Origin of the sequence: Gordonia hongkongensis, from assembly GCF_023078355.1 — a bacterium.
In the GTDB taxonomy this organism is placed as follows: domain Bacteria; phylum Actinomycetota; class Actinomycetes; order Mycobacteriales; family Mycobacteriaceae; genus Gordonia; species Gordonia hongkongensis.
In genome coordinates this window covers 2,857,472-2,883,300 of record NZ_CP095552.1, presented here as the reverse complement: position 1 = coordinate 2,883,300, position 25,829 = coordinate 2,857,472, and the positions used below count along the sequence as shown (strand labels likewise).

Here is a 25,829-nt window from a genome sequence, read left to right as displayed (position 1 = left end):
CGGCGAGGGTTCTGCCGCGTTCATCTGACGTATCGGTGCGCTCAGCTGTGATTACGCTTGATTCGGTCGAGGTCCCGAGGCTGGGCATCATTGCTTATCTGCAACTACGTTCCCTAGTAATAGAGGCCGCCAGTTGCGACTGACGCTCAACCGGATCGTGTTACTGCTGTGACCTGTGGGGCCTATGGTTCGAACGGAGGGCTGCCAATCGGGGCCTCATGTGCACCTGGCGTGCGGTGCTGAACGTCAGTGCGTCGCGCCCGTCTCCGGAAGGTCTCGCTGGCATGCCTATGTCGTCCCTCATTCGCCGCTGCGGCGTTGCACGGCCCTGTCTGAGGCTGGGGGCCGTGGGAATTGTTGCTGCGGTTCTGCTGAGCCTCTCGCTTGACGCTCGAGCGCGCGCCGACGCAGATGACACCCATGTGGCCCAGCAGTTCGCCCAACTGGTCGCCGAGACGATCTCGGCATCCTTGGGGGGCCGGCGATGGGGGAACTAGCCGACGAGATCCGGACCGTCAGCACATGTCTGGCCGATCGTGCGCGCCCAGTCGAGCCGTCGGAGCCAACGGATGACCCCATCACTGCGGTGGGTTGCTTTGCCGCCGTTCTCAGTGCGGGACGAGCAGCCGCCGAACTGGTTGTCGACGCGCTACCGATCGGGCGGTTGCTGGCGCTGCTGGCATTTGAGATGCGTCCCCACGATCCTGCGACCCCGCATCCCGCACCGAACGGTCCACCCGTCTATTCGTCGCCGTCGCCGGGGTCCGTAGTCGCTCCGACGAATGGTCGAATCACCTCCACCTTCGGTGACGGTCGAGGTCATCAGGGCATGGACATCGGCAACGACCTCGGCGCGCCGATTTTCGCGGTCACCGACGGCGAAGTGATCAACTCCGGCCCTGCCCAAGGCTTCGGATTGTGGGTACGTATCCGACATGCCGATGGAACAGTCACCACCTACGGCCATAACGACGACAACCTCATCGAGGTAGCGGCTCCGGTCACGGTCGGCCAACCCATTGCCACGGTTGGCAACCGAGGTAACTCAACCGGCCCCCACTTGCATTTCGAGGTGGCCGATGCATCCGGTGCTGCCCTCGACCCGGTGAGCTGGCTCGCCGAACGCGGCGTCCGTCTGCCCGCCGACGGCGAACCTACTATCCCTCCCAACGAACCGCCGAGCAGCGGAAGTGCAGACCTCTGGCGGTAGGGAGCAGCGCCGCGTAACCGCGATGACCCTCCGCGCCTGATATTGGTGAGGGAGCCGACTTTTCGTTGCCGCCATGTCGGTACTCGCCCGAGATTCGGGATTCCGGGCCCAACTATGCTACCTAGTAGTTAATCGACTACAGTCCGTAGTTACGGCCCGGGAAGTCGCACGCAGGATGCGCGTGTTGCTCGATCAGGGCCACCGTTTGTCCGACTCAGATGGAGGCCTGATGACCGCGGTGTCCCCGCGCCCACCCGAGGTGGTCGCTACGCGGCCCTACCCCGAGCGGCGCAAGTCCAGAGGGTCATTCATCTACAAGCTGCTGACCACGACCGATCACAAGTTGATCGGCATGATGTACATCGTCGTGTGCTTCGCGTTCTTCCTCATCGGCGGCCTGATGGCGCTGCTGATGCGCGGCGAGCTCACGACGCCGGGCATGCAGTTCCTCTCGACCGAGCAGTACAACCAGCTGTTCACCATGCACGGCACGATCATGCTGCTGATGTATGCCACCCCCATCGTGATCGGCTTCGCCAACTTCGTACTGCCCCTGCAGATCGGCGCTCCCGACGTCGCCTTCCCGCGGCTCAACGCCCTCGGCTTCTGGCTGTTCGTCTTCGGCTCGACCATCGCGATCGCCGGCTTCATCACCCCCGGTGGTGCCGCCGACTTCGGCTGGACCGCCTACACCCCGCTCAGCGATGCCATTCACTCACCCGGCGTCGGCTCGGACATGTGGTTTCTCGGACTGACAGTGTCCGGCTTGGGCACCATCCTGGGCGCGGTCAATATGGTCACCACGGTCATCTGTCTGCGCGCACCGGGAATGACGATGTTTCGCATGCCGATCTTCACGTGGAACATCCTGGTCACCAGTGTCCTGATCTTGCTGGTGTTCCCGCTGCTCACCGCGGCACTGCTCGGCGCCGAAGTCGACCGTCAATTCGGCGCGAATCTGTTCGATCCGTCCAACGGCGGCGCCATTCTCTGGCAGCACATGTTCTGGTTCTTCGGCCACCCCGAGGTCTACATCATCGCGCTGCCGTTCTTCGGCATCGTCTCCGAGATTTTCCCGGTCTTCAGCCGTAAACCGTTGTTCGGGTACTCAGGACTGGTCTACGCCACCCTCGCCATCGCCGCCCTATCGGTCGCGGTGTGGGCACACCATATGTATGTCACCGGCGCCGTGCTGTTGCCGTTCTTCTCCTTCATGACGTTCCTGATCGCGGTGCCGACGGGCGTAAAGTTTTTCAACTGGATCGGCACAATGTGGCGGGGCCACATGACGTTCGAGACACCGATGTTGTTCTCGGTCGGCTTCATGGTCACCTTCCTCTTCGGCGGACTCACCGGTGTGCTCCTGGCCAGCCCACCCATCGACTTTCAACTCTCCGACAGCTACTTCGTGGTGGCCCACTTCCACTACGTCCTCTTCGGCACCATCGTGTTCGCCACCTACGCCGGCATCTACTTCTGGTTCCCGAAGATGACCGGACGCCTGCTCGACGAACGCCTGGGCAAGATCCATTTCTGGCTGACGTTCATCGGCTTCCACCTCACCTTCTTGGTGCAACACTGGCTCGGAGCAGAAGGCATGCCCCGCCGATACGCCGACTACCTGCCCTCAGACGGCTTCACCACGCTCAACATCATCTCCACCGCCGGCGCGTTCGTCCTCGGCATCTCGACACTGCCGTTCCTGTGGAACGTCTTCCGCAGCTACCGCTACGGCGAGGTCGTCACCGTCGACGATCCATGGGGCTTCGGCAACTCCCTGGAATGGGCCACCAGCTGCCCACCGCCGCGCCACAACTTCACCGAACTCCCCCGCATCCGGTCGGAGCGTCCAGCGTTCGAACTGCACTACCCGCACATGGTGGAGCGGATGCGCGCCGAAGCCCACGTCGGCACACAGCACGGTCAACCCAGCGAGACCGCAGAAGAAGTCCGCCGTGCGCCGCTGACCACCGGAGACCATGAAGCATCTACAGATCCCGACCCGGAGAGCCGACCGTGAACAACTCCCCCTTCCCGGCCCTCGACCAGGCCGCCGTCCCGCGATCGCGCCGCCCGCTGACCGTTCCTCGATGGTTCGCCATCCTCGCAGTCGGCTACACCGCGTTGATGACCTTTGCGTTGACCCTGCTCGCGGGTTCTGTCCTCGCTCAGGGCACTCCCCTGCTGCTGTGGCTGATCGCGGCGACCGCGGCAGCCTGCGCGGCCCGCGGAGCAGCCGCGATCGCGGCCCGCACAGCACAACCAGCGCGCGGCCGTGCGCTGCGGCGGTAGCCGGTCGCGTCATCCATCGGCCCAACTCTGCGTGATCAGAGCCTTGCCTGCGGGGCGTGGTGCTGCACAGCGCCACGTGGGCCATGTCGAGACTGCACGCCCCGATGCATAGCTGACGCGATCCCGGTATGACCCTGGTGACGTGGATTATGCATCCTGTTGCGACAGTCTCTCGGCTGGCGGGTCCGATGGCGAAGATGCACTCTGGGCCTCGCGGGGGCGGCGCGCGCGGGGCGTGCGCGCAACACCATGAGACACGCGCCGGTGAAGGTCGTCGTTACCGGTGGCGCAGATGAACGAAACGTCACCGGGTTTGCGACACTAACTGCTGAAGAGTGAACGTGGCGGTGCGGGGACTCACGCGGTGAGCCCATGCGCAACAACTGAGAGCACCGGAAGTGCTGCAACGGTACACAATGCGGCACCCAGAAGTGGCAGTACACTCGCCGCTGCGTACTTCGATTTGGTCGGCTCGATCACGCCATTGTCGAGCATGCGCAGCCGGTAGCGCGTGGAGTGCTGCATGGGGGTCCCGGGGCCTACGCCCTGACCGGTGACATGGGCCAGTGCGCTGCGTACCGCAGCCGTGCTGGTGACCCGGGCTGCCGACATGTCGGCATCCACTTCGATCAGGGCCGCGACCGCCGCTGGCGCCCGCCGAAACAGCGGTACGAAGGGCAGAGCACGTGCCATGACGTCGCAGACCGCCAGGACCCGGTCGTGACGAGACCTTAGATGGGCGAACTCGTGTGCCAGTACTGCTGCCCGCGCCTCGGCCGGCACGCGTGTGCGCAGCGCGCTGGTGGCTACCACGAAACCGCTGCGTCCGCCGACGCAGTAGGCCATGGGGTGGGGATGATCGATCCAGAGTACGTCGGGGGTATCGGGTTCGGTGCTGCCTACCACCGCAACGACGTCGCGATGAAGGCGTTGCACACGTTGCACATCGCGCGTGTGACGAGCGCACGACATCGCGGTGCGAGCGACCACGGCGAACAGCACGACGGCGACGGTGATGCCATACACCTGGCTGAAATCGTCGCGCACCGCATGCAGGACAGCGCCAGCGCACCGAGCCAACGTGTCGACGAAACGCTCCGCAGGCGGCGCATCGGGCCATAAGGCCGACAGCGCCGACAGGAGAAGCAGTCCCACCGCAGTGGCAATGCTGCTGACCCATGCGGTGATCACTACCCGCGGTGACCATCGCTGTGGCAATCGGTCGAGAACGTAAGGACCCAACACACCCAGCACGGCCGCGCCCACCAGGTGGGCCAAAGCAACGCTCACACTCTCAGCGCCTTCTCGGACGATCCGTCCGCGTCCGGGACAAGTGTTCGCTAAGGACCTCGCGCTCCTCGGGGGTAACCATCCGCGCGAAATGCATCAGGACCGCCGTGGAATCGCCGCTGGCATCGAGCACCCGTCGCAGTGTCTGCGACGTCGCCTCCTCCCGCGACTGCAACGGGAAGTACCTGTAGGCGCGGCTGATCTTCTCGCGTCCGGCGAAGCCCTTCTTGTGCAGATTGGTTACCACGGTCAACACCGTCGTGTACGCCAGATCGCGATCGGCCAACGCATCGACAATGTCGTGCACACTCATCGCCGCAGAAGCGCCCCACAGCACGTCCATCACTGCGCGTTCCAACGAACCCAATTGAGTCACCGTCGCCTGCCTGATCGCCTTGTCTTTGCTGCCAGTCTAGAACAAACTACCCTGCTTAGTAGCCGAAGGTGGCTTCGCCAGGTTGGCCGCCACCATCTGACACACTTTTCGCATTTCCTGCGGTGCCATGACTCACCTCACCGCCTACTGAAAGCGCCACTCGTGACCGACCTCGTTGACGACACGTACTCGACCCGCCGCATCCAACTCGATGTAGGTGGCATGACCTGCGGTGCGTGCGCAGCCCGAGTGGAACGCAAACTCAACAAGATTGACGGCGTACGCGCCTCGGTGAACTACGCTACTCGGCGGGCCACCGTGGAACTCGATAGCCACGCAGGCGTGGCCGATGCGATCGACGCTGTTCACACGGCAGGCTATTCGGCTACGGAACTGACCGAGCAGGCTCCTCCTGTCAACGAGGATGCGTCGACGGCGAAGGCGCTGTTCACCCGACTGATCGTCGCGCTGGCCCTGTTCGTGCCGCTGGCCAACCTCTCCGTAGTGCTCGCCGTCATCCCGGACCTGCGTTTTCCCGGGTGGCAAGCGGTGTTGGTGGCGCTTGCCGCACCAGTCGTGACCTATTGTGCGTGGCCGTTCTACCGCACCGCGGTGCGTACGTTGCGGACCGGTGTGGCCACGATGGACACGCTCGTCTCCCTGGGAGTGCTGGCCGCGACCGCCCTGTCGATGTATTCGATGTTCTCGGCCGATGCGATGTCTGCCGCGGGTCAGGGGGTGTGGTCAGCGATCTTCTCCAGTGACTCGATCTACCTCGAAGTTGCCGCCGGCGTGACGGTCTTCGTGCTGGCGGGACGCTACTACGAAGCGCGTGCCCGCACACAAGCTGTCCAGGCATTGAGCGCGCTGGCCGCGCTACGCGCAACCGAGGCCCGCGTCGAGTGTGCAGGGGGTACGAGCATGCTCATACCCCTGGCGGAACTCAAAGTCGGTCAACGACTCATCGTGCTGCCGGGTGAGACCATTCCCTCGGACGGGCATGTGATCGAGGGCACAGCCAGTGTGGACCTCAGTGCGATGACCGGAGAGACGACGCCGGTGCAAGTATCAGCCAACCACCGCTCCACCGCAGTCGGGGGCACTACCTGCCTCGACGGGCGATTACGGGTGGAAGTCACTGCAGTCGGTGACGACACACGCCTTGCGGAGATGATCGCGCTGGTCGATAGCGCACAGATGGCCAAGGCCCGCGCTCAACGGGTCGCTGACCGTATCGCCGCGATCTTCGTACCATGCGTCATCGCCCTGGCTGTGAGCACTGTCGTGGGCTGGTCACTAACCGGAGCGTCCTGGGAGCACGCCGTGAGCGCCGCGGTGGCCGTGCTGGTCATCGCCTGCCCGTGCGCGCTGGGCCTGGCCATGCCGATGGCCCTGGTGATCGCCACCGGGCGCGGCGCCCAACTGGGAATCTTCCTCAAAGGGCATTCCGCATTGGAACTGTCCGGGACGATCGATGTGGTGGTCTTCGACAAGACCGGCACTCTCACCAATGGGCGACCTCAGGTCAGCGGCGTGTACACCGTCGACAACAACAGCACGGAGTTGATCCTTGGCTGGGCCGCGACACTCGAGCAGCACACCAGCCACCCCATCGCTACCGCTATCGCCGCAGCGGCCGGTCCGCAGTCCCTTCCTGCACCGGTCGAGGTGGTCACCGACGTCGGCAGTGGCGTGCGTGGAGTGATCGACGGCCTGAGGGTGCAGGTGGGCTCGCCGACGTGGATTGCCCGTACCGCTGCGGTGCCTGCCGCGCTCGACGCGCAGCGCGCTGACGTCGAACGCTCTGGTGGCACCGCGGTGTACGTCGCGGTCGACGATGCAGTTCGGGGCCTCATCGACATTCGCGATAGCGCCAAACCCTCTGCTCGCCAGGCAGTCGATGAGTTGCACCGCATGGGACTTCGCACGTTGTTGGTCACCGGCGACAACGCCGGCGCAGCGCAGCGCGTAGCAGCGCAGGTCGGCATCGATGACGTGACCGCCGGGGTGCTCCCGGCTGAGAAAGTGGCCATCATCGACGACGCGCGCAGGAGCGGTGCCTGTGTGGCGATGGTCGGTGACGGCATTAACGACGGGCCCGCTCTGGCTTCGGCGGATCTGGGCATTGCTATCGGTGGCGGTACCGATGTCGCTATCGGCGCCGCCGACATCGTGTTGGTGCGCGACGATCTCACCACCGTCGCGTTGGCCCTGCACCTCGCCTCGGCCACCCGACGGACGATGCGCACCAATCTGGCATGGGCGTTCGGTTACAACATCGCCGCACTGCCGCTTGCTGCCGCTGGACTGCTCAACCCCCTGATCGCCGGGGCGGCAATGGCCTTGTCATCGTTTTTCGTCGTCTCCAACAGCCTGCGTCTGCAGAACTTCGCGCGTGTAGACCACTGAGGGTGACAGTTGCTGGGTCGGTGCCAGCTGAGACACCATCGCTGCGACGGTTCGAGAGTCGCTGCCATCAATGGCGACGGACTCGGGCAGATCGGGCCGGCGTTCGGCACGCACCCACTGCACCAACAGCACCAGGCAGACCACCACCATCGGAATCTCGCTGATCACTGCGGCCACCACACCGCCCGCCCACTGCGTGCGCGCGAGGTCGGGACCCCACGGCAGTTGCAACTGGCTGTAGAAGGATTCACCGATCACCGTCGTGGAGGTCATCAGTGCGATACCAAAAATGGCGTGAAAAGGCATGACGGCGAACAGCAGACCTAGGCGCGCCAGAATCGGCAACTGCTTGGGGCCCGGGTCGATCCCCACAGAGACCCAAAAGAACAGGTACCCAAGGGTGATAAACAGCACGCTCATCAAGACGTGCCCCCAGTGGTAGCGGACGAGTACGTCGAACACCGGTGTGAAGTACACCAGAAACGACGAGCCCACAAACAACGCGAACGCGACAACTGGATTGAGCAGTAGGTGCACGCCTCCAGAGCCGAGCAGAGTCAGCAGTCCCCGCCGGCACGCCGCTCCACCAGTGTTACCTGCCGTTGGCAGCACCCTCAACAGCAACGTGATCGGTGCGCCACCCACCAGCAGAATAGGTGCGATCATGGTCAAAGCCGTGTGTTCGGCCATGTGCACGCTGAACAGAGCATTGCCGTAGGCCTTCAATCCGGAGCTGGTGGATACCACCACCACAGCGCAGCCCGTGACCCATGACGCGGTCCGCCGTATCGGCCAGCGATGTCCACCGCCCCGCTCCCGCCTGGCGGCTACGACATATCCCACGGCGCTCACCACCGCTGCCACACCCACCACAAGATCAACACGCCACAACGACACCAGCGACCCGACACCGGGCGGGCCAGGAAGCGAATAACCCAGGTACACGTCCCACGCAGTGAATGGGTGGGCAATCAACCCGGGTGCGACCCGGGTGTCCATCACCGCCCAACACGCCACCGCTGCCAGCGCAGCCCCCGCGGCAAGGGAAGAAGCAGTTGCCGACATCGGCACACCCCGGCGCAGGCGCACAACATCGGCGATCACAAGCACCGCCAGTACACCCACCAACAGCCCCGCAGCGCGACCGAAAGCCGACGACCACACGCCCGGAGTCCGCAGCAGCACCACCACACACACCGCGCCCACCAGAGCTGTCACATCGGCGCCCAAGACGACATAGCTGACACGTCGGTCGGCCGCCCTGTCGATGGTCGCCGACCCCAAACCACGAGCCCTAAACCGGTCGGCCCACCGCAGCCCCACCGACACCGCCAAGCTCGCCGCGAACACAATCACCGCGCCGGTCGTGTAATCGTGGTCAGGCCCCTGCGCGGCATTACCGACCACAGGCAGCGCGAGCACCCCGACCGTCGCGGGAACCACCAGCGCCACCTGGACCGACCACCGCAGCGACACCGAACCGACCAGCACCACGACACCCGCTGCCGCCACAACCAGCCACGCCAGCGCCGGCAAACTCACACTGAACGCGTAACCAACCTTGCCGCTGGACACCATCGCGCCCACGGACACACCAGTGGTGTCCGCGGCCGACGTAACCGCCATCAGCACCGCAACAACCACACCAAACCCTGCAGCGCGGCGGACGCGGCGAAACACCGGATACACCGCAGCGTCAATGAACCCCTGCGAGTCGGGAGACGCGGTGAGCACCACCGAAACTAACCCTCCGAGGACCGCCGCAGCCAACGCAAAGCCAGCAAAATTGCCGACCACATCGGCCACAGCCGTACCCATCCCCGGGTAAGGATCCGCACTCTCGACATAGCGAGTGGCCCCGGACGCCCAGGCGTACACCGCCAACACCAGCATCAGCCCACCGACCAGCAACGGCGCCACCACCCGAAGAGGAACTGCGCGCAGCAGTCGCGACTGGATTGACGAGGTGTCAGCCTCCGGCAACGCCTTTGATTCGCCCACCAACCGTATGCTACTACTGCGCATAGTAGTTAACTCACATGGATCGAGGGCCGCGGTGATCGACGACCTACTCCTGCGGTGGATCGTCACCGCCATGTTCGCGATCGGAGCGATCGACAGCATTCGCACCCTAGCCGCCCACCGCAGCGACCTGCGGCTCTCAGTCGTGCACTGCCTCATGCTCCTGATGTCGCTGGCGATGATCGTCATGGCGTGGCCACAAGGCAATCAGCTCCCACTGCTGCCTCTGATGCTGCTCTTCGCTCTCGCCACAGCAATCGCGGTCGTCTTCGCGGTGCCGAAGACGACCGCGCGGCGGCTTTACGTCTCTACCGCAGTGATGATGGCCTCGATGGTGTGGATGTATGCGGTGATGAGCCGGCACAATTCCACATCCGCCGTTCCCGCTGCCACCGCCCCCGCACACCACGGAGGCCCGTCGGGGGCCGACGCCATCAACGAGATGACACCGCTGCACGGCCCGTCATCAGATCCCATGTGGATGGGGTCGGTCACCTTGCTACTCGTGCTCGGCTTCCTCGCGCTCACCCTCTACTGCGCAGCCCGGTCAATTCAGCTGCCACGCACCGCGGCCCCAGCGCCACCACTGTCAAACGCTGTAGCGACGCTTCGCCGCCCGCATCTAGAGTTCTCGTGGATATGCCACACGTTAACCGCCGGTGGGACAGGAATCATGTTCGCCGCTCTACTCTGACAGGCCACCCGAGCCTCAGAGTGAGCGGTCATTCCCGATATCGCTACGGCCGCCGCGCAGCGCATGCTCATCACTGTCGCGTCTGCGGCTGTTCATGACCGTAACGCAGAAGCGATATCGCCGGGAACCGGCATCGGGCGCATCAGACCGGCGGCAACACGTCCGGTGTTGCCCTCGGGGTAGCGTCCGCTCAGCGATCCGGGAGCGGAAACGATGATGCGCACCACCTGGCCGAGCGCTTCGCGCCGATCATGTTGGTGCACAGCGAATCTGAACATCGAAATGTGGTTCTGAGTATGCAACCACGGGTCCGGCTGGGACACGATGTGGGCGCGTTCAAGATGGTGCCAGCGCTGCTCTGCCACCTCGGCGGCGGCGGCCGCTGCCATCTCTGCCCGGTAGAGGTCACGGGCTGCCTCACTAATGCGAGCCATCGCCAGCCTCCTCGGCGCAGCACGGATCATCCAACGCAAGTACCAGCCCGAGTAGATCGTCGAGTGCATGACCAATCCGGCTATTAGCCAGTTCATACCGACTCCGTCGACCCTCAGGTACCGCGACCACCAAACCGCATCCCCGTAGGCAGGCCAGGTGATTCGACAACGTTTGCCGCGACACCCCAATCGCCTCAGCCAAGTCCGCCGGATAGGCTCCACCATGGCGCAACCGAACCAACACCTGCGTTCGCGTCGAATCGGATAGTGCGTATCCAAACCTCGTCAACGCGTCATGCTGCGCTTCTACCACCGTGCTCACGCCAAAATGATACATGACTCGATGTATTCACGCACATCTGAACAGTAAAGGTCAGGACTTCCGTCCGGCTCGATTAAGGCATAATCCTTTGCCTGTGCCTGACATAGCATAAGTTATCGGCGAAATATGTTGTGCTGCTTTATATTACGTCACCAGTGACGTAATGCAACGCGAACTAGCAGTTCAAGGAGACCGATCATGGCAACGCGGACCACGGTGCGCACCGAGTTCCTGTGCGACGTTTACACCTGCGCACTTGAAGGCGGTATCGGCTACTGGTCGACCTGTACCGACTATCGCTGGAGCAGTGATCCGCGAGCGACTGTCGAGGAAAGCTCCGGCGATCCGCACGTGATCACGCTCGACACGATCGCCCGGGGCGTGAACTCCATCGTCAATGGCGCAGCAATGATTCCGGATGTGCAGCGTCGTAGGATCGCCGCCGCTGTCCGCACCCACGATGCCGAGACCATCGACGCGACAGATGCAGACGCCATTGTTCAGGCGGCACTGTTTGGCTCCCTCGTCTACGGGTGAGACCAGCGGTCACTGCGGTCTCGACGAGCTGAGGTGTTTCCGATTGCGGTGCCGATGTAGTGCTGAGCGGATAGTGGGCCCTGGTCGAGTTCTTTCGCGATCGACAGTTCGCCGGCCATCAGCAACGCCAACCACCCGAGAATGGCTAGCGTCCATCCTGCCCCGACGAAGACTCCCGACGGCCACGCGGTGGCGGTAATCCGCCAGAGCGCGCAGAAGCCAGCGAGGAGCACGCCGACGGGCAGGGTAGCCAGGCCGACCAGGCCGGTGGTCCATTTGAACCGGGCGGGCGGCGGTGTAGGTCCAAGCTCAGGGTGCGGCTGCCAGCGCACCGCCCGAACAGGTTGTGTTGCCGCGTCTATGACAGCGGCCACGCCGAATCTCGACCAGTAGACGAGGCCGCTCAGGAGCAGGATCTGCCAGACGAATCCGGCCGCTACCGCTTGATTCAATGCGGCGTCCTTTCTTCACGGTCTGAACAGGCGTGATTGGTGGCTCAATCGCCGATGCGCGATGCGCACCGCCGGCAGAAGGTACCGGTGTGTTGACGGGTATGCCCATCGGGTAGCCGTTGGGTTTCCGTCGCGAGGGTGGGGCTGTGGCCTACTACGGCGCAGATGACGGGTATCCCTGTACCGCTGTCATATTCGGCGTCGGAACGCACCCAAGAACTTCATGCGCAACGCGACAAACGCCGCGACGCCTACGCCCACGGCGATGACGATCGCCAGGGGGAATGGCAGCACCGTGCGGAAGAAAATGAGCCCGGCAATCATGATCGCCGCAGGGATCAGCAGGGTCATGACGATGAAAGAGCGAGACTCGCCGTCCTCGCTCGGTGTCTGGCGCCCTCCGAGTATGAGTCCGATAGTCGCCGCGCCCACCCAGAACACCGCAATCATCACCCATCCCACGGCCGCGCCCCATGCGCCGGACGGGACGATCGACGTGTCGGGAAAGTTGGCGTCAGCAGCAAGGATCATCGGCGTTGTCCTTCCGGATTGGTTCGACCGGTGTCGAAGCCGAGGGCACGAAGGTGCTGGACATCGGGAATGCGAACCCGCGCAATGAGGAAGCACTCGACCGCTCCCGCAACAAGCACCACAGCGCCGCACACCCACGTCGTGGTGTTTCCGTCGTTGAGGGCGGCTGCGGTGGCGCCGCATACGACTGTGATCGCCGCAAAGGTCATCGCAACTCGCTGGAATTGCCGTGCACGGGCAACAGCGGTCGCGGCGTCCTTGTGTGGGCGAGGCTGAAAACGGTTAACGCGTTGCCGAATTACCCCGGCGGTGATTATTGTGACGGCTCCGGCAAAGAGCAGGATGATCGCCGTGGTTTCCATAGGTGTTATTTCCTTCTGTTGGCGATGAGCGCGAGGACTTCGGCGACTTCCTCGTTCTCAGTGACCTCGCCGCGTGCCGAGCGGGTCAGGAACTCAATGTCGTCACGTTGCGGGTTCCAGCCGTCGAGGACGTTGTTGTCGATCGCCTGCACGACACCGCGGACCTGCAGATCGGTGAGTCCTGAGAACAACTCCGGCCAACGGGCGATCCACTGTGACTCGATCATCACTCACCTTTCGGATTGGTTCACCTGTAAGGCACTGTCGCACAGTGGTCCGACAGTCTCGCGTCGGCGACACTGCGGTGGGCGGGGGTGAGCCCTACCAAGGGCCGTCATCTCCACCATCGACGCCCGACTCGATGCCACGATGCGTCCGAGAGTCACACAGGTCATCAATCCGGAAGTAGCTGCGAAGCAGGTATGTCGAAGTGGTCAGCGATCCGGTACAGCGTCCCGACGGTGATGTTCTCACCGCCGGACTCGATCGCCGACAAGTGTGTCCGGTGCACGCCAACAGCTTTGGCTACTTCGGCCTGCGTCTGACCGCGACCGGTCCGCGCGTCACGCACCCGGCTGCCCAGCTCCCGAAGTCTCTCCACGATGTTGACTATAACCCACACCTATGTAGACTAAAACCATCATCGCTGATGATGCGGTGAACCTTCGCTGCCGACTCGGGCAGAAACAAGAGTGGTCCGCGGGTGCTGGAACACCCACGGACCCGACGCACACCACGGAAAGGGCCGTGACATGCACCAATGCCCCACTCTAATCGAACAAGCCTCCGGCTATCTCGCCGCCGATCACACCATCCGCCGCATCACCCCGACCGCCCGGGCGAGCGCCGCAGCGGCGATCCTGGCGCACTACCCGCCGACCTCGGCGTTCGATGCTGGATTCCGACAGCGGCTTGTCGAGTTCACTCCTGACGTGGCGTCTGCCGATCAGCGAAAGGGGCGGTAGGCCAATGGAGTTCGCAACTCTCGGAGTCCTGGCCGACGCAGCTCCCCTCATACCGGAGGCCCCTGAGGCCTTTGTGCAGGTGGCGGCCAATCTCGGATGGGGGGCCTCGATCATCGGGGTGGTCATCTTGTTGGGGGCGGGCCTGCGAGCCGCCATTGCGAAGAAATCAGGCGGGGGCGCCGCCGCCGTCGTTCCACTTGCGGTCGGTGGTGTCATCCTCTCCTCCGTCGGACTCGTTCTGACACTGGTCGGCCCCGGCCCGGATCGGGACAGGCAGCCAACCTCCCCCGACGCGTCCCCCGCGCCACCGCCGCCGGCCCCGGCCGAGCAGACACCGTCTGCCCCCGAGGCGCCCACCGACTACACGACGCTGTGGATCATCTGCGGAGCCGCCGCGGCCAGCCTCATCGTCATCGCTGTCGCGGTTCTCGCCTGCCACAAAGTGAGCCAAGCACGTTCTCGCCGAGCCGTTCTGGTGACGAGTGTGCGTGCTCAGTGGGTCAAGGCGGCCGACGTCCTGGGCTCCATCGACGCCGAGTACGCCGCCTACCACGCCGACCTCGCCGACCGGTTGTTCGCGCGCCCACTCCTCGACGACACCAACGATCCCCGCACCGCGGCGTTCCTCGACGCCTACACCGCGGCCCACGCTGCGGCCTACGACTCCCGGCCCCTGGACAGAGACCTCGCCGACCGTGCCGTCGCCACCGCCCTCGCTGCCCGCGACGCACGGGACAGTGCCTCACGCCATGCCCGCGAGACCGGCCTGAACATCCAGCCCGCCAAGCGTGGAAAGCTCACCCGAGCACGCAAAATGCTCGACCAGGCACTGGACCCGACCATCACCGACGCCTACCGCGACAACCTGCTCGACCGCATCACCACACTCATCGCCGAGGCCGGCGCACGCCGCATCCCACCGGTCCGGGCGCTGGTCGCAGAAGCTGTTCAGCGGCAACTCAACACGGCAGTCTGTCGGCCGCAGCTGCAACAATGACCCACATTGAACGCCACCGACCTACGAAAGGGGTCAACCGTGTGGTCCTTCCTGTACTTCGCCGTCGCCTTGCAATTGGCCGGAGTCCTCGCCCTGGCTGTCGCCAACTCGGCATACCCACACCGTCGCCGAGGGGTGCGTCTGCTCGCGGCCGCACCCCCGGTGGCCTCGACCGTCACCCTTGTGACCGGCGCAGTCCTCACGATCGCCTCCGGCCAGTACCAGGCCGGCGACGTAACTCTAATCACCCTCATGGCGATCTTCTGCACCGTCGTCAACGTTTTGATCCTCGGACTGTTCGGATTCTGGGCCGAGCTACGCCGCGCGCTGGACAACCGTCGGCGGTCGTCCGGCCCGCCGGACATCGAATCCATTCCCTGACGAAGGGTCCGCATCTAGTGAACGACAGGACGATTCGCGCCGGCACCGACCGCGCCGACTTCGTCGCGCACGTCGCCGAACGCATCCGCACCCATCCCGACCCCCTGCTGAGGGCGCGGGCAGTCCAGATCGTCCTCGCCGCAGACGGCGTGCAGGCGAGCGGCAGCTTGGCAGACCCCAGAGGCGCTGTGATCGCTCACAATGAGCTACGCAGGCGGGTGGACGAGCTGGCCGCGGCCGCGGAGCTGGCCGACCTCAAACAGGACTTCCGCCTCAGCGGACAGCACCCGGCTCGACATGGCGGCGACATCGCCTTCTATGGCTTCTTCGGACTGACGGGTCCAGCAGCGTACCTCCTCGGCGCCTTCGGCTTCGAGCTGCCGCCGTCCCTGGACGGGTTCAACGTCGTAGCAATGGTCATGGCCGCTCTCACCCCCATCGCCGCCTACTGGTGCTACTACACCCTTCACCACTCCGGCCAGGATGCTCGCGGCTGGCAGGGCATAGTTGAACAGGCCGCCCACGTCGCCTACGCCGGTCGCGACGACGACACTCCCGACCAGCCGTCCGTCGCCGGGGACGACGACCTCGCCCGGCGCCGCGCCGACGCCGCCCGTTCGCTCGAGGACCTGCTCGCCGCCTGGGGGCACTACAAACTCGACACCGAAGCCTGGTACCTCACCAAACCCCTGCTGCACGACACCACCGGCACCGTTGCCACCACGGTCGCCTACACCAGCGCCATGACCGATCTCGCGGCCGCCGTCGACGCCCTAGGCGAACACTCCACCGCCAACGACGTCGACCACGCACTGGCCCTCGCCGACCGCGCCTGGGCGGCCTGGCACGACGCGAATGACCACGCCGCCGCCGTCGGGCTCGACGATCGCAGCCCGACCGAACGCGCCGCGCTGCAACGCCTCAACAAACTCGTCACCCGACTCACCCGCAGCAGCGCCGACGATCCCGAACTCGCCGCAGTCAAACGCGACATCACCGCCTGCCTCGACCGCATCCACACCGTCTCGGTGTCCTGGGCCGACATCGCCGCACTGCCCGCCCTCGACCAGCAGCTCATCCCGCAGTTGCCCACCGGCGCCGCCTGATCCAGGCCACGTCGCCGAGGCTGCCAGCAGGAAGTGTCTGCGGCACAAACGCCAAGTGCGCGCGGCGGTGACTACAGCAAAGAGACGATTTGCTAGTGTGGCGGGACGTTCTTCTGAGTTGCCACACCCAACCGAAGATCGTTCCTCACAGGATAGGAGGGGAGGGCGGCGAACTCCCCCGAATGTGCAGCCCCCTCCCCTCCCTCCTGGCTACGCGCGGCGACGACCAGCCGGTGCGGGTCTTCACTGAGGGTCGTGGAGGGCTAGTGCCCGATCTGCTGAAGTAGTTGCGAAATCGGCACTTTCAGCGCTTCGGCGATGCGCGCCAGGGTGATGATGGTTGCCCGCCGCGATCCGTCTTCCACGCCGCGCAGCATGTTGCGCTCGACGCCGGCCTCGAGACCCAGGGCCCGCTGACTGAGGCCCAGTTCCTCGCGGCGGGTCGTGATCGCTTCTCCGAGAGCGCGTAGCAACGCAGGTTCGTCGATGTCGACGGCCATGACGGCTCCTCCTCCCCTGTCGCCCGCCAGGTCGGCGGGCACACTCGGCGTGGCTGAGCCTACCGGCGAGGTCGCCGCGGGCGGCGGTACGACGGCGGTGCGCCCGGTCGGCGCGGGACAGCTACTCACTGCGCGGGTTCACGATCGTCAGGGTCAGCTGGTCGTCGTCGATGTGCTCGTCGAACTCCTCAATGGCCAGCCAGTGGCCGCAGACGTACTGGTCGCGCTCGGAATCGTCCATCGCTGCCCACTGCTCGGGCAGCGGGCCGACGTAGCGCTGCACCCGGCGGACCAGATACGACCGCTCGACAACCTCGGTGCGCGCCAGCTCGGGCATCGCTTGCTCGACCAGCCCGACCAGGGCGGCGGCCGCGTCATGTTCAGCGTCGACACTGCCTGCGAGGTCGCAGGCTTGGCGCCACTGCTCGATGCTTGCGGCGATCGCTCGCGCATGAACACTCATCGGTGTTGCCGCGCAGGTGTTTTCGGTGGTCGTGGCCATGTGCTGCTCCTTCTTGCTCCGTGCCGTAATGGTTGCCTATAGGCTACCGTTGATGGTAGTCTATAGGCAACCACCGAGGATGGAATGAGCGAGGAAGCGACGATCATGGGGCACATCATCTCGAAGACAGCGGAACATCGACCGGCGCTGCGCCGCAGACGATTCCGCCACGACAACCCGACCGCGCTGGACTTGTTCTCGGGATTCGGCGGATTCACCCAGGGCATCGAGGCCGCCGGATTCGACACTATCGTCGGGGCCAACCACAACCGCTACAAGGTCGAGGTGCACGAGGCCAACCACCCGCATGTCGAGCACTGGATCGCTGATCTGATCAACACCGACTCCGACACCTACCACTCGGTGCGCGAACTCCCGGCGGCCGATCTGCTGGTCGCCGGGGTGACCTGCACCAACCATTCCCAGGCCAACACCCAGCGCGCCTACGAACAGGGTCTGACGTTGTTCGACCTCGACGACCCCGAGTTCGAGGAACGCGCCACCCGGTCCGAGCGGGACCGCGCCACGGCCAACTGTGTGCTGCACTACGCCGATCAGCACCACCCGCTGCTGATCCTGGTCGAATGCACCACCGAGTTGCAGTCCTGGGGTCCAGCGGTGCCCGGGCGACGCAAGGTCGGCGACGGGTCGACGTATCGGTGGTGGCTGCGCGAGATCACCAAGCTCGGCTACGAGCACAAGGTGCTCTACCTCAACTCGATGTTCTTCGGCGTCCCACAGAGCCGGGACCGGCTCTACATCGTGTTCTGGGACCGCACACTGCCCGCCCCCGACCTCGACCACCGCCCCCAGGCGTGGTGCGGCCCCTGCGACGAGGCCGTCGAGGCGATGTGGGCGTGGAAGACCGGCGTGCCCGCGAGCGGATCGGTGCGCTACGGCAAGCAGTACAACTACCGCTGCCCGCGTTGCTTCGGTGAGGTCTCCCCCACCGCCACACCGTCGCTGACCGCCTTGGACCTCACCCACCTGGGAACCCGGATCGGCGAGCGGGCCAAGCCGCTGGCCCCGGCGACCATGGCCCGCGCGGAGCGGTGCCGTCAGAAGTTCGCCGAGTTCCCCGCCGTGCTGATGCCGGCCAAGGCCCAACGCGGCGTGGAACGCCACCCGCTGCAACCGATGTCGACGCAAACCTCGCAGCAAGAGACCGCGCTGCTCAGTACCGGCGCGATCATGGTCGCCGCCGGAAACACCTTCGAGCGCCCCGGATCGCAGTGCCGGACCCGAACCCTGGGGCAGCCGCTGTGGACCCAGACCGCCACCAACGCCACCGGCCTGCTCACTCCCCCGGTCGCGATGGCCATCAACAACTTCCAGGGCGCACCACGCGGCCTCGATGAGGCGCTGCCCACCCAGGGCGGTTCGGAAACCCTGAGCATCGTGTCCTCCGGTGTGGTGCCCTTCCGCAAACACACCACCCCGACCAGCCACGCCCAGGCCATGCCGACGGTCACCGCCGAACAGACCCCCGGCCTGCTCACCGCGACCGGCGACCCCGCGCTGCTCGCGGGCTGGTTCAAGCAGAACGGCAGCACCGGCACCGAGACCGCCGCGCACCCGCTCACCGATCCGCTGGGCACCCTGACCAGCCGCGACACCACCGCCCTGCTGGCCACTCACTGGCGCGACGCCCTCGCCGACATCCCGCTCGATGAGTGCTTCTTCCGCATGATGACCCCGCACGAGGTCGGCCGCGGCTGCGGATTCGACCCCGACTTCGGCGACCACAAGGGCACCTTCACCGTCTGGGGCAAAGGCCGCGACCAGATCGACGGCTACGGCAACGCCGTCACCCCACCCGTCCCGCTGTGGATCGGCACCCGCCTACGCGAAGTCCTGCACCCCACCAGCGGATGATGACGTCGACCGCCCCGGCACACCGTGACCACTGTGCCGGGGCATCCGGCCCAGTCCACACGGACGGGCCGCGCTCGGACAGCTCGGAAAGCCTCACCGATCACGCCCGTTGCTATTATTGCTGCATGATTGACGCTGGCCGGTGGGGTGCGATCCGCGACCTGGCTGATCGCCAGTTCGGGCTGTTCACCACCGCCCAGGCCCGCAACCTCGGCGTCGCGCCGTATGTCCTGGCTCGCCTCGCTTCCCGTGAGGCCATCGTCCGGGTACACCACGGTGTCTACGAGGTCCCCGAGTCCTCGGCCTGGACCACGCTCGGTGACTGGGCGGCACAGTGGTTGGCGCTGCACCCCGCCGCTGACATCGAGGACCGCCGCACCCACCCTGACAGCGTGGTGAGCCACGCCGCCGCCGCCCAGGTCCTTCGGCTGGGCACGATCACCGCATCCGGGCTCGAGCTGAGCAGCCCGCATCGCATCAACGTCCGCGACCCGTCGGTGCGCACCTGGCGCCGGCCGATCGGTGACCGCGGCCGCGACTGGGACCTCGTCGACGGACTGCCGGTGACCACACCCGCGCGCACCGTGGTCGACCTGCTGCTCACCCACGGCGACGGCGGGCACATCGGGACCGCGCTGCACACCTGCCTGACCGAATCGCTGGTCGACGCCGACGAGCTGATCGCGGCATGTGATCGGGCCGCGCCGCGCTGGAAGTACGCCTCGGGTGCTGAGCTGTTCGCCTCGTTGCTCGATCAGGCCCAGATGCCGGCCGAACCGGTGCTGGTCGGCTGATGGCGTATGCGTCCGAAGAGGCCTTCCGTGCCGGGCTGAAAGCCCGCCTGTCCGCCGAGGCTCGGACGAGCAGATTCAGCCGTGACGAGCTCGCTCAGACCGTGACCCTCCAGTTGTTCCTGGCCCGGCTGTTCCGTTCCCCCGACGCCGACCAGTGGATCCTCACCGGCGGCACCGCCCTGCAATTCCGGGCGCCGACCCAGGCCCGCCCCACCGCCGACGCCGACCTGGCGACCCGCCTCGACGCCGAACACATGCAGCACTCGCTGCGCCAGGCCGCCCACCCCGGACCCGGCGACTTCGGCGAGTTCGACATCACGATCACCGCGACTCGTAGCCCGGGCTTGTTCGCCGGGCGTATCCGTTACAACCTTGCCGGACAACGGTTCTCCGACGCCACGCTCGACCTCGCGACCCACCGGGAGATGCTGCTACCGCCCGAGACGATCAGCCCGCGCCCGGTGCTCGCGCTCGACGAACTCGACCCCATGCCCGTGATCCGGATGCAGGCCGCCGCCGAGGCAGTCGCCGACAAAGTCGCTGCCCTCTACGAGCTGCACGGCCCCCACGGCGACAGCCCCTCGACCCGCGCCCACGATCTGGTCGACCTCGTCATCCTCGCCCGCACCCAGTCGTTCGACGCCGAGCAGCTGCATGCTGCGATCTGCCACCAAGAACAGCGCCGCGACCTGACGATCCCTGCGCCGTTGGTGCTGCCCAACCCGACCTGGGAGCGCGACTACCCAGAGCGCGCCGCGCACAGCGGCTTGCCGGCGCACCTGCACCAGGCCGACGCCGCGCTCACGGCCGCCAACAGCCTCATCGAACCGATCCTGACGGGCGCGACAGAGAACGGCCAGTGGAACCCCGACGACGGTGTCTGGACTTCGGACAGGCCACGTTCGATTGGAGAACTGCTCGCCGACACCCGTGCTGCACAGGCGGCACCGCGCACACCGGCACCGGGGACCTCCCCGCGGCCATCGTCGCGTAGCACAGAACGCTCCCGCGACCACGGACCCGAGCTTTAGATTTGACCAGCGGCCCCGCCGCAAAGCGGGAATGGCGCAGCGAAGGCAGGAGGACGCGATGCGTGATGTGTTCGGTGAGTGGTACTCCGATGGCGACGATGAGCGCCGCGATTTCGTCACTAAGGCCAGAATCGCGTTGGATGCCAACGTCCTGCTGGGCCTGTACCGGATATCGAAGGAGTCCCGCGAGAAGATCCTCGTCCAGCTCGAACGGGACGATATCCGTCCGCGCCTCTTCCTTCCCTACCGCGCCGGCTTCGAATACCACCGTCAACGACTGTCCGTCGCAGCCGATCACGCCAAGCAATACACCAGAGCGACGAACATCATCTCGGGAGTCAAGGGCAAAGGCGTCAATAGTCAGCTCCTGCAGGAACTTCGCGCGGCTATCAGGGAAGTCAAGGACACCGGAGTACAGAAACGACTACTCGACGCGGCGGACACGGCATTCAAGGAAGCCGCGACTACCATCGACGGAGCGATACGGGCAGAGCGTGAGTCGAATATCCTCCACCCCAAACAAATTCAGACAGATGACCCAATCCGGGATCGTATCGAGAAGCTGTTCACCGATGCCGGTCAGATCGGTCGTCGGCGGACATCGACCGACCTCCGGGCATGGGAGGACCAGGCACGTGCTCGGCTCGCCGCTGCCATGCCCCCCGGGACCGGAGTCGATGAGTCCAAGCGGGACGGCGGGATCGGTGACCCACTCATCTGGATGGAGATGATGGACCTGGCCCGAGCTGTCGAGCAGGACGTGCTGTTTGTGAGCGACGACATGAAGGCAGACTGGCGTCAGATCGTTGACGACAAGGACTTCGGGCCTCTACCTGACCTTCTGCGTGAGTTCGCTGACGAAACCGGCCAGCGATACCACCACGTGAACTCGGACACCTTCCTCGAAGACCTCAACACCTATCTCGACGCCGATGTGGACAACGATGTGATCGACGAGGTCAAGAATGCACGCATTTCTGTCTCCGATTCTGGTTCGAGGATCGTTCTGCCCGAAGAGACTATGGAGCGCCTGAGGGAATGGGTTCGCACCAACGAGGCGTTTGACACGACGCTGCGCTCCGAGGCGTTCCGGAACTTCATGTACGGGGAAGACAATCCCGCATCTAAGTCGTTCCAGAAGTTTATGTACGGGCCAGGCAATCCGGCATCTAACCTCGATGTTTCGTGAGGTGGCGGTCCCTTGTTGAGTGGCCCGGTTGGGTGGTCTGAGGACCGGATTTCGGGCGTGGGCCGTGTGGTGTTGTCCGAGGCGTCGGTGTGCGTCGGGTTTCACGGCCCCGAGGTGTGAATGTCCTTTCTGGATCGAAGGTTGGTCGGCCTGGTGGTCAGGCCGGCGCTGGAAGTGCTGCAAGCCTTGCTAGCCCGTCGAGTAGCAGATCGACGTGCGGAGCGTGGGTGGCCAGCTTCATGCGGGTTCGCCGGGCGTGGCGGCTGATCTTGGCCGCGATCGAGAACACGCGGTGGCGCAGTCGCTTGGGTTCCCACCGGCGAGCAGGGTGATCGGTGAACGCGAGCATCTGCGTCCAGGCGATCAACTCGCAGGCGAGCATCACGATCGCGCACCAGATCCGGTTCTGATCGAAGCCGTGCAGCGGGAGATTCGTCAGGCCACAGTCTTTGGCGGTACGGACCCGGTCCTCACATCGAGCCCGCCGCCGGTGACACAGCTCCAGATCAGCGAGTTGGCCACGGACGGTGTTGGTGGCGAACGCGGTCAGCCGCAACCCATCACGGTCGGTGAACCGCAATTGTGCACCCGGGTGCGGCCTCTCCTTCCGGACGATCACACGCATCCCCTGCGGCCAGCCCGATAGGTCGATCAACCCGGTCAACTCGGCCACCCACGCCCCGTCGCGTTGCACGCCGTCGGCATCGTAGGCCGGGGTCCACGCCTCGGGACTGATCCGGTCGGTTGCGGCCGCGATGGTCTCGGTCAGCCCGAATCCCACTGAATAGGCCAGGCGCCGGCGGGTGAGATAGCCGAGGAACTCGTGGGTGCCGCCGGCCGAGTCGGTGCGTACCAGCACCGACTTGCCGACCCGATACCCCTGCACCGTCGGTAGCTGCTCGAGTGCGGCGGCGGTGACCGTGATGTGGTCGGCGGCGGTGTTGGCGCCGGCGTTGCCGGGCCGCAATTGGATGGCCAGGGGTTCGCCAGTGCCCTGGCTACCGTGATCGACAAACGCACACAGCGGGTGGAAACCGAACCCGCGCTTGTAGGTTGGTGCCGCATCCTGTTTCTCCGAGTGCGCGGTCACCAAGGTTGCGTCGAGATCGACGATCAGGGGATCGCCAGTATCGGCGTCGTGATCGGGGGCGGACGTGGCGGCTGCTGACCAGCACTCTGCCCGGGCAGCAGCGCGGGCGGAGTTGATGGCCGTCAATGCCGCTGGGGCGTCGGCGGCCAACGCCGAGATCAGTCGTGACACCGTGGGGTCAGAGGCGACCTGACCGAATACGGCGGGGTCGGCGCGCAGTTGGTTGATGTCGGCCAGACAATCACCGCCGATCGCGACTGCCACGGCCAGATCCGTGATGATCTTGCCTGGATCGTGGGTCGCCAGGGGTTTACGCCACGGTGTCAACGCGTCCGATAAATCGGTGGTCAGGCCCGTTTTCTCGGCTGTCCGCAGCAACACCGTGGCGCCGGCTTGCGACACTACCCCGGTTCCGGTGCCATCTGCAGACAGCACGGGATAGGGCGACGTAGACTTACTCACCTGAATGGTGCTCCTCGATCTGGTCCGATTGATGACTTCGCAATCTCAATCATCCCAGGTCAGGGCACCATTCTTCATTCACGACACGGAATCAGCGTGAAAGCACGAGGCTAGCTCCCGCACGGCCGCGGACAGCTCATCGCGTGACGATGCCCTTGCCAGAGTGGTGCCTTGTTCTTCGTCCACCGATCCGGGGGCTACAGGTCGTGGCGCTGCTGCGGATCGGTCGTCGGCGGACACGCCAGCCATGAGCGCTGGGGTGTTCGTTGGATTGTGACGATCGGCGAGCGCGGTGGCCGCGGCCCCGCCGGCTACACAGAGAACCACCGCGGCCACGAGCGATCCACTCAGCCCGGCAACGGCCGTCGACCTGGCTGATGCGCCCGAGACCTTCTCGTCGTCGAGCACGTCGAGAAAAGCAGATCGAACTTGCTGACTGCCTTGGCAATCGAGACCGGACGCCCGCTCCCATGGAGCAGTAGGCGCTGCGGCCCTGGGTTCCTGCCGAGATCGACCGTGCGCGGTGTGCGCGGTGGCCCGAAACCCCTATGATCGAACCGGGCTGCGCGCGGCCATACATCATGCGAGCGAGACGTGTATGGACGGCCATCGCGAGGTAGATATGAAGATGAAGACGTCCCGGGCGCACCCCCCGACCGAGCGTGCGACGCGCGCGGGGGAACAGAGGTAGCGGGCCGGATGGACCTGACCACAGCTTCGGGGGAGGGAGGCATCCGATGTCGCCCCGCCGCACGCGCGACACCCGAAGGCTGCGGCCCCGTGGCTCCGAGGGTGAAGGCCGCCGAGGCACCGCGAGGGGACGTGTGCATACCAATGGGGAGCGGGCTGGGGTCAGCTTTGCGATGCCGTGCCAAGGAAGGTCCTTCAGTCCAAGAGTCGTCCCGGATGGAACAGATCGATATCAAACGAGCCACGAACAGGTTACTACTACGTGGGTTAGTTTCTCTCCGCGCGGGCGCGCCGAACCGGCGCCCCTCACGGTTCCATCAGCGTTTTAAGTTGACCAGTGGGTCAGGGCTATGCGCTGGGGCGGAAACAGTTCGCAACGATGACAGCGCCCGACTAAAGCGTTTGCACGAGCGACCCCGCTAGGCGCGGTAGAAGCCCCACGTTGCCGGAGGCCTTGAACTACGTCGATGGTAGTAGTGCCACAGTGGTAGTAGTGCCACAACGGTGCAGCGCCCCTGAGCACAACCATGGACCAACCGAAGGACGGCTGTCTACCGGTTACGGCCTCGAATAGCACTTCATTCTTTGGAGCCGATCGCCGCTGTCCTCCGTGATCTGGGCCGTGCAGACCGGGACGACGGTCAGAGGCCGAATGCGCCGCCGCTGACGAGGATGACGATTCCGAGAACGATCAGCACGAGCGGGAACAGGATGTGTTCCCACCGTTCCAAGATCTCGGCGATGGCCTTGCGGGTGGTGAGGAACTTCGCGGTGAACACCAGCACGGCGACCAAGAGCAGGAACACGACCGAGTAGGCGACGATCGCCGCTGTACCCACGGTCGCGAAGACCGGGACGTAGACGCCGATGTTGTCGCCGCCGTTGGCGAAGGTCACCGCCGCCACCGTCCAGACCGCGACCTTCTTGCCCTCGAACCGTTCATCGTCGTCGCCGTTGTTGCGCCATGCTCTCCAGGCGGCGAGCAGACCGAGCAGCAGAGGAATGAGCCCGAAGTAGGCGATGGCTTCTTCGGGCAGCAGCGCCGTGACTCCCAGCGCTACGAGGACCGACGCGGCGAGGATCGCTCCGAAACCGAGATATTGTCCGGTCGCGATGGCGGCCGTTGTTCCGCGGGTTCCCGCGCCGCGGGCGAAGAACAGCGAAAGCACGATGATGTCGTCGATGTTGGTCACCAGGAAGAGTCCGATGGCCTGCAGGATCGAGGTAACCATTCCGGCGGATGCCCTTTCTCTGGGAGTGCACTGCTGCTCGGCTGACACGCAGTTGTGTCGCGTGCCGTAGCCGCTGTCATGGGA

General features: G+C 65.1%; 26 protein-coding genes and 1 pseudogene. 13 read left to right on the top strand and 14 right to left on the bottom strand.

The features are described from left to right. The first annotated feature begins 284 nt into the window (after nucleotides 1–284). From MVF96_RS24640 to MVF96_RS13100, 3 genes and pseudogenes are all read left to right on the top strand, one after another. Nucleotides 285–1,210, top strand: a pseudogene (locus MVF96_RS24640) (M23 family metallopeptidase). A 229-nt stretch (nucleotides 1,211–1,439) separates the two neighbouring features. Next, nucleotides 1,440–3,230 carry an aa3-type cytochrome oxidase subunit I gene (gene ctaD, locus MVF96_RS13105; protein ID WP_247452106.1) on the top strand — a complete coding sequence of 597 codons (1,791 nt, stop codon included), beginning with the start codon at nucleotides 1,440–1,442 and terminating at the stop codon, nucleotides 3,228–3,230. Further along, on the top strand, nucleotides 3,227–3,502 hold the full coding sequence (locus tag MVF96_RS13100) for a hypothetical protein (RefSeq protein ID WP_055476898.1): 276 nt from the start codon (nucleotides 3,227–3,229) through the stop codon (nucleotides 3,500–3,502). Before ctaD ends, MVF96_RS13100 begins: the two co-directional genes overlap by 4 nt. A gap of 357 nt (nucleotides 3,503–3,859) precedes the next feature. Here the strand turns inward: MVF96_RS13100 and MVF96_RS13095 are convergent, their stop codons facing one another. Together MVF96_RS13095 and MVF96_RS13090 are read right to left on the bottom strand one after the other, a co-directional pair. Then, complete coding sequence (locus tag MVF96_RS13095) at nucleotides 3,860–4,792, bottom strand: M56 family metallopeptidase (protein ID WP_055476899.1); 933 nt, start codon at nucleotides 4,790–4,792, stop codon at nucleotides 3,860–3,862. 4 nt (nucleotides 4,793–4,796) lie between these two features. Next, a complete protein-coding gene (locus tag MVF96_RS13090; RefSeq protein WP_055476900.1) occupies nucleotides 4,797–5,168 on the bottom strand; it encodes a BlaI/MecI/CopY family transcriptional regulator in 372 nt (123 codons plus the stop codon). 162 nt (nucleotides 5,169–5,330) lie between these two features. Here MVF96_RS13090 and MVF96_RS13085 point away from each other — a divergent pair, with 162 nt between their 5' ends. After that, nucleotides 5,331–7,577: a heavy metal translocating P-type ATPase gene (locus MVF96_RS13085; protein ID WP_055476901.1), complete on the top strand. Its 2,247-nt coding sequence runs from the start codon at nucleotides 5,331–5,333 to the stop codon at nucleotides 7,575–7,577. On the opposite strand, the gene MVF96_RS13080 is transcribed toward MVF96_RS13085, so the two are convergent. Further along, nucleotides 7,515–9,578: a cytochrome c oxidase assembly protein gene (locus MVF96_RS13080; RefSeq protein ID WP_223258964.1), complete on the bottom strand. Its 2,064-nt coding sequence runs from the start codon at nucleotides 9,576–9,578 to the stop codon at nucleotides 7,515–7,517. The two genes, MVF96_RS13085 and MVF96_RS13080, sit on opposite strands and share 63 nt — an antisense overlap. Nucleotides 9,579–9,633: 55 nt before the next feature. Between MVF96_RS13080 and MVF96_RS13075 the strand changes: the two genes are divergently transcribed. Next, complete coding sequence (locus MVF96_RS13075) at nucleotides 9,634–10,293, top strand: DUF5134 domain-containing protein (protein ID WP_055476902.1); 660 nt, start codon at nucleotides 9,634–9,636, stop codon at nucleotides 10,291–10,293. Between the two features lie 92 nt (nucleotides 10,294–10,385). Here the strand turns inward: MVF96_RS13075 and MVF96_RS13070 are convergent, their stop codons facing one another. Both MVF96_RS13070 and MVF96_RS13065 read right to left on the bottom strand, forming a co-directional pair. Further along, a complete protein-coding gene (locus tag MVF96_RS13070) occupies nucleotides 10,386–10,727 on the bottom strand; it encodes a DUF3703 domain-containing protein (RefSeq protein ID WP_055476920.1) in 342 nt (113 codons plus the stop codon). Continuing rightward, nucleotides 10,714–11,064 carry an ArsR/SmtB family transcription factor gene (locus MVF96_RS13065; protein WP_078111946.1) on the bottom strand — a complete coding sequence of 117 codons (351 nt, stop codon included), beginning with the start codon at nucleotides 11,062–11,064 and terminating at the stop codon, nucleotides 10,714–10,716. Before MVF96_RS13065 ends, MVF96_RS13070 begins: the two co-directional genes overlap by 14 nt. Before the next feature lie 183 nt (nucleotides 11,065–11,247). Between MVF96_RS13065 and MVF96_RS13060 the strand changes: the two genes are divergently transcribed. Continuing rightward, complete coding sequence (locus MVF96_RS13060) at nucleotides 11,248–11,586, top strand: hypothetical protein (RefSeq protein ID WP_055476903.1); 339 nt, start codon at nucleotides 11,248–11,250, stop codon at nucleotides 11,584–11,586. On the opposite strand, the gene MVF96_RS13055 is transcribed toward MVF96_RS13060, so the two are convergent. The 5 genes from MVF96_RS13055 to MVF96_RS13035 all read right to left on the bottom strand — a co-directional run bounded on the left by MVF96_RS13055 (nucleotide 11,577) and on the right by MVF96_RS13035 (nucleotide 13,532). Further along, entirely contained in the window at nucleotides 11,577–12,038 is a 462-nt protein-coding gene (locus tag MVF96_RS13055; protein ID WP_247449287.1) for a hypothetical protein, read from the bottom strand. The two genes, MVF96_RS13060 and MVF96_RS13055, sit on opposite strands and share 10 nt — an antisense overlap. Nucleotides 12,039–12,227: 189 nt before the next feature. Continuing rightward, nucleotides 12,228–12,569: a hypothetical protein gene (locus MVF96_RS13050; RefSeq protein ID WP_055476904.1), complete on the bottom strand. Its 342-nt coding sequence runs from the start codon at nucleotides 12,567–12,569 to the stop codon at nucleotides 12,228–12,230. Next, nucleotides 12,566–12,931 (bottom strand): hypothetical protein, encoded by a 366-nt coding sequence (locus MVF96_RS13045; protein ID WP_139115549.1) that lies wholly within the window; start codon nucleotides 12,929–12,931, stop codon nucleotides 12,566–12,568. The genes MVF96_RS13050 and MVF96_RS13045 overlap by 4 nt, the downstream gene beginning before the upstream one ends. Nucleotides 12,932–12,936: 5 nt before the next feature. Next, entirely contained in the window at nucleotides 12,937–13,158 is a 222-nt protein-coding gene (locus MVF96_RS13040; RefSeq protein ID WP_055476921.1) for a hypothetical protein, read from the bottom strand. 167 nt (nucleotides 13,159–13,325) lie between these two features. Beyond that, complete coding sequence (locus MVF96_RS13035) at nucleotides 13,326–13,532, bottom strand: helix-turn-helix transcriptional regulator (RefSeq protein ID WP_165630006.1); 207 nt, start codon at nucleotides 13,530–13,532, stop codon at nucleotides 13,326–13,328. A gap of 368 nt (nucleotides 13,533–13,900) precedes the next feature. Between MVF96_RS13035 and MVF96_RS13030 the strand changes: the two genes are divergently transcribed. From MVF96_RS13030 to MVF96_RS13020, 3 genes are read left to right on the top strand one after another with little or no spacing between them, the layout of a single operon-like run. Next, a complete protein-coding gene (locus MVF96_RS13030) occupies nucleotides 13,901–14,893 on the top strand; it encodes a hypothetical protein (RefSeq protein ID WP_055476907.1) in 993 nt (330 codons plus the stop codon). 39 nt (nucleotides 14,894–14,932) lie between these two features. Beyond that, nucleotides 14,933–15,274 carry a hypothetical protein gene (locus MVF96_RS13025; RefSeq protein ID WP_055476908.1) on the top strand — a complete coding sequence of 114 codons (342 nt, stop codon included), beginning with the start codon at nucleotides 14,933–14,935 and terminating at the stop codon, nucleotides 15,272–15,274. A gap of 17 nt (nucleotides 15,275–15,291) precedes the next feature. Continuing rightward, nucleotides 15,292–16,380 carry a hypothetical protein gene (locus MVF96_RS13020; RefSeq protein ID WP_247449286.1) on the top strand — a complete coding sequence of 363 codons (1,089 nt, stop codon included), beginning with the start codon at nucleotides 15,292–15,294 and terminating at the stop codon, nucleotides 16,378–16,380. A 263-nt stretch (nucleotides 16,381–16,643) separates the two neighbouring features. Here the strand turns inward: MVF96_RS13020 and MVF96_RS13015 are convergent, their stop codons facing one another. Together MVF96_RS13015 and MVF96_RS13010 are read right to left on the bottom strand one after the other, a co-directional pair. After that, nucleotides 16,644–16,880, bottom strand: a complete 237-nt coding sequence (locus MVF96_RS13015; RefSeq protein WP_159372059.1) for a helix-turn-helix domain-containing protein — start codon at nucleotides 16,878–16,880, stop codon at nucleotides 16,644–16,646. Between the two features lie 121 nt (nucleotides 16,881–17,001). Beyond that, on the bottom strand, nucleotides 17,002–17,382 hold the full coding sequence (locus MVF96_RS13010) for a hypothetical protein (RefSeq protein WP_247449285.1): 381 nt from the start codon (nucleotides 17,380–17,382) through the stop codon (nucleotides 17,002–17,004). An 84-nt stretch (nucleotides 17,383–17,466) separates the two neighbouring features. On the opposite strand from MVF96_RS13010, the gene MVF96_RS13005 reads away from it, so the two are divergent. The 4 genes from MVF96_RS13005 to MVF96_RS12990 all read left to right on the top strand — a co-directional run bounded on the left by MVF96_RS13005 (nucleotide 17,467) and on the right by MVF96_RS12990 (nucleotide 22,271). Next, on the top strand, nucleotides 17,467–19,257 hold the full coding sequence (locus MVF96_RS13005) for a DNA cytosine methyltransferase (protein ID WP_247449284.1): 1,791 nt from the start codon (nucleotides 17,467–17,469) through the stop codon (nucleotides 19,255–19,257). A gap of 125 nt (nucleotides 19,258–19,382) precedes the next feature. Continuing rightward, nucleotides 19,383–20,051 (top strand): type IV toxin-antitoxin system AbiEi family antitoxin domain-containing protein, encoded by a 669-nt coding sequence (locus MVF96_RS13000; RefSeq protein WP_055476912.1) that lies wholly within the window; start codon nucleotides 19,383–19,385, stop codon nucleotides 20,049–20,051. After that, nucleotides 20,051–21,082, top strand: coding sequence for a nucleotidyl transferase AbiEii/AbiGii toxin family protein (locus tag MVF96_RS12995; protein ID WP_055476913.1), 1,032 nt, complete (start codon nucleotides 20,051–20,053; stop codon nucleotides 21,080–21,082). The genes MVF96_RS13000 and MVF96_RS12995 overlap by 1 nt, the downstream gene beginning before the upstream one ends. A gap of 58 nt (nucleotides 21,083–21,140) precedes the next feature. Continuing rightward, nucleotides 21,141–22,271 (top strand): PIN-like domain-containing protein, encoded by a 1,131-nt coding sequence (locus tag MVF96_RS12990; protein ID WP_137809386.1) that lies wholly within the window; start codon nucleotides 21,141–21,143, stop codon nucleotides 22,269–22,271. 157 nt (nucleotides 22,272–22,428) lie between these two features. Here the strand turns inward: MVF96_RS12990 and MVF96_RS12985 are convergent, their stop codons facing one another. Both MVF96_RS12985 and MVF96_RS12980 read right to left on the bottom strand, forming a co-directional pair. Next, nucleotides 22,429–23,823 carry an IS1380 family transposase gene (locus MVF96_RS12985; protein WP_055476915.1) on the bottom strand — a complete coding sequence of 465 codons (1,395 nt, stop codon included), beginning with the start codon at nucleotides 23,821–23,823 and terminating at the stop codon, nucleotides 22,429–22,431. A gap of 1,331 nt (nucleotides 23,824–25,154) precedes the next feature. Next, nucleotides 25,155–25,745 (bottom strand): cadmium resistance transporter, encoded by a 591-nt coding sequence (locus MVF96_RS12980; RefSeq protein WP_005179560.1) that lies wholly within the window; start codon nucleotides 25,743–25,745, stop codon nucleotides 25,155–25,157. Nucleotides 25,746–25,829 lie beyond the last annotated feature (84 nt).